Annotated in this window: 8 protein-coding genes; 5 read left to right on the top strand and 3 right to left on the bottom strand. The window is 72.9% G+C overall.

Going from position 1 to position 5,956, the window contains the following annotated elements; all coding sequences use genetic code 11:
* A partial coding sequence (locus JWQ91_RS08865) for an MFS transporter (protein ID WP_297782599.1) occupies positions 1-992 on the bottom strand: 992 nt, incomplete at its 3' end.
* Between the two features lie 113 nt (positions 993-1,105).
* Here JWQ91_RS08865 and JWQ91_RS08870 point away from each other — a divergent pair.
* The 5 genes from JWQ91_RS08870 (at position 1,106) to JWQ91_RS08890 (ending at position 5,096) form a co-directional block, all read left to right on the top strand.
* Positions 1,106-1,570 carry a MarR family transcriptional regulator gene (locus tag JWQ91_RS08870; protein WP_297782601.1) on the top strand — a complete coding sequence of 155 codons (465 nt, stop codon included), beginning with the start codon at positions 1,106-1,108 and terminating at the stop codon, positions 1,568-1,570.
* 126 nt (positions 1,571-1,696) lie between these two features.
* Positions 1,697-2,308 carry a DUF1992 domain-containing protein gene (locus tag JWQ91_RS08875; protein WP_297782603.1) on the top strand — a complete coding sequence of 204 codons (612 nt, stop codon included), beginning with the start codon at positions 1,697-1,699 and terminating at the stop codon, positions 2,306-2,308.
* Between the two features lie 31 nt (positions 2,309-2,339).
* The gene (locus JWQ91_RS08880; protein ID WP_297782605.1) at positions 2,340-3,275 is read left to right on the top strand and encodes a DNA-3-methyladenine glycosylase 2 family protein; all 936 of its coding nucleotides are present in this window, start codon (positions 2,340-2,342) and stop codon (positions 3,273-3,275) included.
* A gap of 36 nt (positions 3,276-3,311) precedes the next feature.
* Positions 3,312-3,860, top strand: coding sequence for a GNAT family N-acetyltransferase (locus JWQ91_RS08885; protein WP_297782607.1), 549 nt, complete (start codon positions 3,312-3,314; stop codon positions 3,858-3,860).
* A 30-nt stretch (positions 3,861-3,890) separates the two neighbouring features.
* Positions 3,891-5,096 (top strand): MFS transporter, encoded by a 1,206-nt coding sequence (locus JWQ91_RS08890; protein ID WP_297782609.1) that lies wholly within the window; start codon positions 3,891-3,893, stop codon positions 5,094-5,096.
* Here JWQ91_RS08890 and JWQ91_RS08895 read toward each other — a convergent pair.
* Complete coding sequence (locus tag JWQ91_RS08895; protein WP_297782611.1) at positions 5,041-5,730, bottom strand: alpha/beta hydrolase; 690 nt, start codon at positions 5,728-5,730, stop codon at positions 5,041-5,043. The genes JWQ91_RS08890 and JWQ91_RS08895 overlap by 56 nt on opposite strands.
* 13 nt (positions 5,731-5,743) lie before the next feature.
* On the bottom strand, positions 5,744-5,956 hold a 213-nt coding region (locus JWQ91_RS08900), incomplete at its 5' end, for a Sua5/YciO/YrdC/YwlC family protein (RefSeq protein WP_297782613.1).

Genomic DNA, 5,956 nt, shown 5'->3' on the forward strand with positions numbered 1-5,956 from the left:
GCGCCGATGTTGAGCGCCGAGGCGAGCGTCGGTGCACCGCTGGCCTGGTCGAGCACGCGCTTCTGCAGCGGCGGCACCGTCGCGAAGCCGAGCGCGCCGATCAGCGTGATGCTGACCGCCGCGAGCACCTTGTCGTGCGCGGTCAGGGTGAAGACCGCCAGCACGACCGCCAGTCCCCCGAGGCTCACGTACAGGAACGGCATCAGGTGGCGATCGGCGTAGCGGCCACCGACGAGGTTGCCGACGACCATGCCGATCCCGAACAGGACGAGCAGCCACGTCACGGCTCCCTCGGAGTATCCGGCGACCTCGGTCATCATCGGCGCGATGTAGGTGATGGCCGCGAACACGCCACCGAAGCCCAGCACCGTCATCAGCATCGCCAGCGCGACCTGGACGTTGCGGAAGGCGGTCAGCTCGTGGCGGATCCGGACGTCCGCGGGCCGCGGGATGAACGGCACCAGCGTCGCGATGCCGACGAGACCGATGACGCCGAGCCCTGCGACCAGCACGAACGTCGTCCGCCACCCGACCGAGTGGCCCACGAACGTCCCCAGCGGGACGCCCACGACGTTGGCGACCGTGAGGCCCGTGAACATCGTGGCGATGGCCCCCGCCCGCCGGTCCGGGGCGACCAGGCCTGCGGCGACGACCGATCCGACGCCGAAGAACGTGCCGTGCGCGAGGGACGCGACCAGCCGCCCCGCCACCATGACGTCGAAGGTCGGTGCCAGCGCGGTCAGGAGGTTGCCGACCACGAAGACGCCCATCAGGGCCATCAGCATCTGCTTGCGCGGCACCTTGGTGCCCAGGATCGTCAGCAACGGCGCCCCGACCAGGACGCCCAGCGCATATCCCGTCACGAGCCACCCCGCGGTCGGGACCGAGACGCCGAAGTCGGCGGACACGTCCGGCAGCAGCCCGATGATGACGAACTCGGTGGTGCCGATCCCGAACGCGCCCACGGCGAGGGCGAGGAGAGCCAGTGGCATGGAGGGTGGCCTTTCGACGAAGGTGTGCGCCCTCGACGTTAGTTGCAGACGCGGGTTAATGCAAACGCCGATAATCAGCGTTTGCTATGATGGTGGGGACGAAAGGGCAACCGATGACCGCGACCGATCCAGGACTGACCGCGCTGGCCGACGGCTGGTGGACCCTGTCCGTGCTGCACGGCACGATCGAGTCCCGCATCGAGCGGGCTCTGCAGGGCGAGCACGACCTCAGCGTCCGCGAGTTCTCGCTGCTCAACGTGCTGAGCCGGCAGCACGACGGCGAGGGTGGCCACCTCCAGATGAACCAGGTCGCCGCCGCGGTCGTGCTGAGCCAGAGCGCGACGACCCGACTCGTCAGCCGGCTCGAGGACCGCGACCTGCTGCAGCGCTACCTCTGCCCCACCGACCGCCGCGGCATCTACACCGACGTCACGCCCGAGGGCCTCGCCCTGCTCGAACGGGCCCGGCCCACCCACGACGCGGCCCTGCGCGGCGCGCTGGACGACGCCGCCGGTGACGCCGAGCTGGCGCCACTGGCCCGCGCGGTCGAGGAGCTCTCCTCGGGCAAGAACACCTGACGCACTCCCCTGCCGACCCCTGCCACGCGACACGCCGGACGACGGGTCGGGCAGTACGAACGTGCGCAGATGTGCGACTCGGCTGCGCGCGTACGCTGGAACGGTCGGACCAGGCGGAGGTGAAGCATGAGCGCGCGCGACCGGAAGCGGCACGAGTACCTCTCGCGCCTGGAGGCCGAGGCCGCCGCCGAACCACCCGAGGACGACGAGGAGGAGGCTCGCAACCGGGCCCGCCGCCAGGCCCACCAGAGCGCCTGGGTCGAGATCCAGCTGCAACAGGCGATGCGCGCCGGCGAGTTCGACGACCTCCCCGGGGCCGGGAAGCCGATCCCGGGCATCGACCGTCCGCACGACCCGGACTGGTGGCTCAAGCGACTGATCGAGCGGGAGAAGATCAGCGTCCTGCCGCCGGCGCTGGCGCTGCGCAGGGAGGACGCCGAGCTCGACGGGGTGCTGGACCGCGAGTCGAGCCCGCAGGGCGTAGGTCGGGTGATCGAGGACTTCAACGCCCGCATCATCGAGGCCCGGCGGCAGCTGCAGGGCGGTCCCCCGGTCATCACTCCCCTGCGTGACGTCGACGCCGAGATCGAGGCCTGGACGATCCGCAGGACGGAGCGGGTCGCGGAGCAGAAGGCCCGGCTGGCCGAGATCCGCGCCGCCGAGCTGGCCGCCGCTCCCCCGCCCTGGTGGCGCCGCTTGCTGGCTCGCCTGCGGCTCCTCCGTCGTCGGACCGCCTGATGGTGTCCGGCCCGTCTGTCAGGCTGGTCCGGTGACCGTCGCGACGCTCGAGCCCTCCGTGCGTGACGTCCACTTCGACAGCCCCGTCAACGTGAGGTTGACGCTGGGTCCCATGCGGCGCGGCCCGGGTGACCCGACCCACCGGCACCAGGGCGGCCGGACCTGGCGGACCAGCCGCATGCCCACGGGTCCGGTCACCTACGCGATCGACCAGCTCACCTCGGTCCACGTGCGCGGCAGCGCGTGGGGCCCCGGCAGCGCGGAGCTGCTCGAGCGCCTCCCCCGCCTGCTCGGCGCCGACGACGACCCGTCGTCGTTCGTGCCGGACCACCCCGTCCTCGTCGACGGCGCGCGCCGCTTCGTCGGCCTGCGGGTACCCGCCTCCGGCCGCGTGCTGGAGGCGCTGATCCCCGCCGTGATCGAGCAGAAGGTCCTGGGGATCGACGCCTTCGCGGCGTGGCGCCGGCTCAACGTCCGGTTCGGCGAGGCGGCGCCGGGCCCCGCGCCCGAGGGCATGCGGGTGCTGCCCGACGCCGAGCAGTGGGCGGCGATCCCATCCTGGGAGTGGCACCTGGCGGGTGTCGACCCGGCCCGGTCCCGAGCCGCCCAGGCGTGCGCCCGGGTGGCGACCCAGCTCGAGCGCCTCGCGGCCGACCACCCCGACGACCCGACGCCGGTCTACCGCGGGCTGCGCAGCATCCCCGGCGTGGGCGTGTGGACCGCCGCCGAGGTCGGCTCCCGCGCCCTGGGCGACGCCGACGCCGTCCCGTTCGGCGACTACCACGTCGCGAAGGACGTCGGGGTGGCCCTGCTGGGCCGGCGGATCGACGACGCCGAGCTGGCCGAGGTCCTCGAGCCGTGGCGGGGCCACCGGTTCCGCGTCGTGCAGCTCGTCCGGCTCAGCCCGCTCGTCCGCACCGAGCGGCGTGGTCCGCGCATGTCCCGGGTCGACCACCGGCACCTCTGAGGAATGAACCTCCCCGTCCCGGGGGTTGATCACGTCATGACCACGACGGTGCGGACCCTGGGACGACGGCAGATCGATCCTGCACTGCGCGAGGCGCTGGCGCGGGTCTACCTCGGGGCCTACGGCGACCCGGCCCTGCCCGAGAGCCGTCTCGACGCGGAGAACTTCGTCCACTCGACGCTCGACCGGCACGCCCGTCGCGCCGGCTTCCGACTCGTCGTCGCGGAGACCGACGGCACCGTCACGGGCTACGGGTACGGCTTCACGGGTCGGCGCGGACAGTTCTGGAGCGACTGGCTCACCGGCGCCGCCCCCGAGGACATCGTGCGTGAGTGGGTCGGCGACCACTTCGAGCTCGCCGACCTCGTGGTCCACCCGGACCACCGCGGCCAGGGCATCTCGGGACTGCTCCACGACCACCTGGTCGCCGGCCTGCCGCAGGAGAAGGCCCTGCTCGCGACGGTCCCCGACCGCGGCCCCGCCGACCGGCTGTACACCGGACGCGGGTGGCAGGTGCTGGTCCCCGAGATCGACGGCCCGAAGGCGCTGTTCGGCCTCGACCTGCGGTCCCGCCCCGCCGAGTGACTGCGGTCCCGGCACCCTAGAGTGGCGCGGGTGGCTCACCGCATCCCCGCCTGGCTCCGCGTCGCGGTCGCGATGTTCGCGGTCGGCTGGGGCGCCAACCAGTTCGCCGCGATGCTGCAGGTCTACCGCGACGAGGACGGTGCGTCGACCGAGGCCGTCACGGCGCTGTTCGGCGCGTACGCGCTGGGGCTCATCCCGGCCCTGCTGGTCGTGGCGCCGATCTCGGACCGGATCGGGCGCCGGAAGGTCATGCGTCCCGTCCTGGTGCTGTCGACCCTCGCGACGGTCATCCTCCTGGTCGCCGGCGACGACCTGGTCCTCCTGCTGGCGGGACGGCTGCTCGCGGGGGTCGCGTCGGGTGCCGCGTTCGCACCCGGAACCGCCTGGATCAAGGAGCTGTCGACGGACCGCCCGGCGGGCAGCGGCGCCCGACGCGCGACCCTCGCGCTCTCGGCCGGCTTCGGGTCCGGCCCCCTCGTGGCGGGCGTCCTCGCCCAGTGGGCGCCGGCCCCGACCGTCCTCCCCTACGTCCCCCACCTGCTGCTCATGGTGGCGGTGTTGGCGGTGTCCTGGAGCGCGCCGGAGCCGTCGATCTCCCGCAGCGGCGACGAGGACCGCCGCCGCTCCGAGGTGTGGACCGCGATCAGGTCGCGGCCGTTCGCCCTGGGCGTCCTCTTCACAGCGCCGTGGGTCTTCGGCGCGGCCTCGACGAGCTTCGCGACGGTCCCGACCTTCGTCGAGATCGACGTCGCGCCGATCGCCGTGATCGGCTCGCTCGCGGGCCTCACGCTGTGGACGGGTGTCGCGGTGCAGCCGCTCGGACGCCGTCTGCGCGACCCCCGGCTGATCGTCGTGACCGGCCTCCTGGCCGCCGCTGCCGGCCTGCTGGTCGGACTCGCCATGGCCGAGACCGGAGCGGCGTGGCTCGTCGTGCCGGGCGCGGTGCTGCTCGGCACGGCGTACGGCCTGGTCCTGGTCGGCGGCCTGACGACGGTCGAGTCGCTGGCCCACCCCGACGACCTCGGCACGCTCAACGCAGTGTTCTACAGCCTGACGTACCTGGGGTTCGCCGCCCCGCTGCTCAGCATCCTGGCACTGAAGGTCCTCTCCCCCGACGGGCTCATGCTGGTGGGAGTCGGCGTCATCGTCCTGACGATCCCCGCCGTCCTGGCGTCGCGGGTCAGGCCGGCCGATGTCCGCGCAGGAGCGCTTCCGTCAGCTCGTCAGGACGGCTGAGCGCCACGAGGTGGCCGCCGGGCACGACCTCGACGTCCAGGCCGAGGCGTTGCCGGGCGACCCGGCGCTGGAACTCGAGCGGGAACAGCCGGTCGTCGCGGCCCGCGATGACCCGGGTGGGCACGTCGGGCCACGCCTCGAGCCCCCAGGGAGCGACGAAGATCGCCTCGGTCTCCTCCTGGTCGTCCGGGTCCAGGGCGAGCACCTCAGGCGGCACATCGTGGTAGAAGTGCACGGCGTCGTCCAGGCCGTGGGCCGGATCGCGTCCCTGCCGGACGTCGTTGGTGGCCATCGCCGCAGCGGAGCCGGTCGCCTCCCACCACTGGCTCGCCGCCTCCCCGGGAACGGGGATCATCGCATTGACGAGGACGAGCTCCTCCGGCTCGACGCGGTCCGCCGCCCAGGAAGCCGTGAACCCGCCGATCGACTGGGCCACGAGGACGACCCGGTCGTACGCGCGCGCCACATCGACGACGATGTCGACGTACTCGGGCAGACCTGCCTCTGGGTCGGCGCCCGGCAGCGACACCGCGACGCTCTCGACGCCGCGGGCGGTCAGCCGGTCGCGGACGAGCTGCCAGTAGGACTCCGCTCCCCCCGCACCGGGGACCAGGACGAAGACCGGACCGCTCATGACGCTCCTGCTCTCACTCGAACGGCGTGGGATCCCCCGCGCCGACCCGGACGACCTCGGCGAAGCCGTCGGAGAAGTCGATCACGGTCGTCGGCTCGGCGACGACGTCCTCACCCGACTCGATCACGGCGTCGACCTGGCCGTCGAGCGCGTCGGCGATGACCCAGGCCGCCGACATCGGCTCGGTCTCCCCCGGCAGGATCAAGGTCGTCGACAGCAGCGGCTC

This window comes from Aeromicrobium sp., from assembly GCF_025965075.1.
GTDB lineage: Bacteria > Actinomycetota > Actinomycetes > Propionibacteriales > Nocardioidaceae > Aeromicrobium.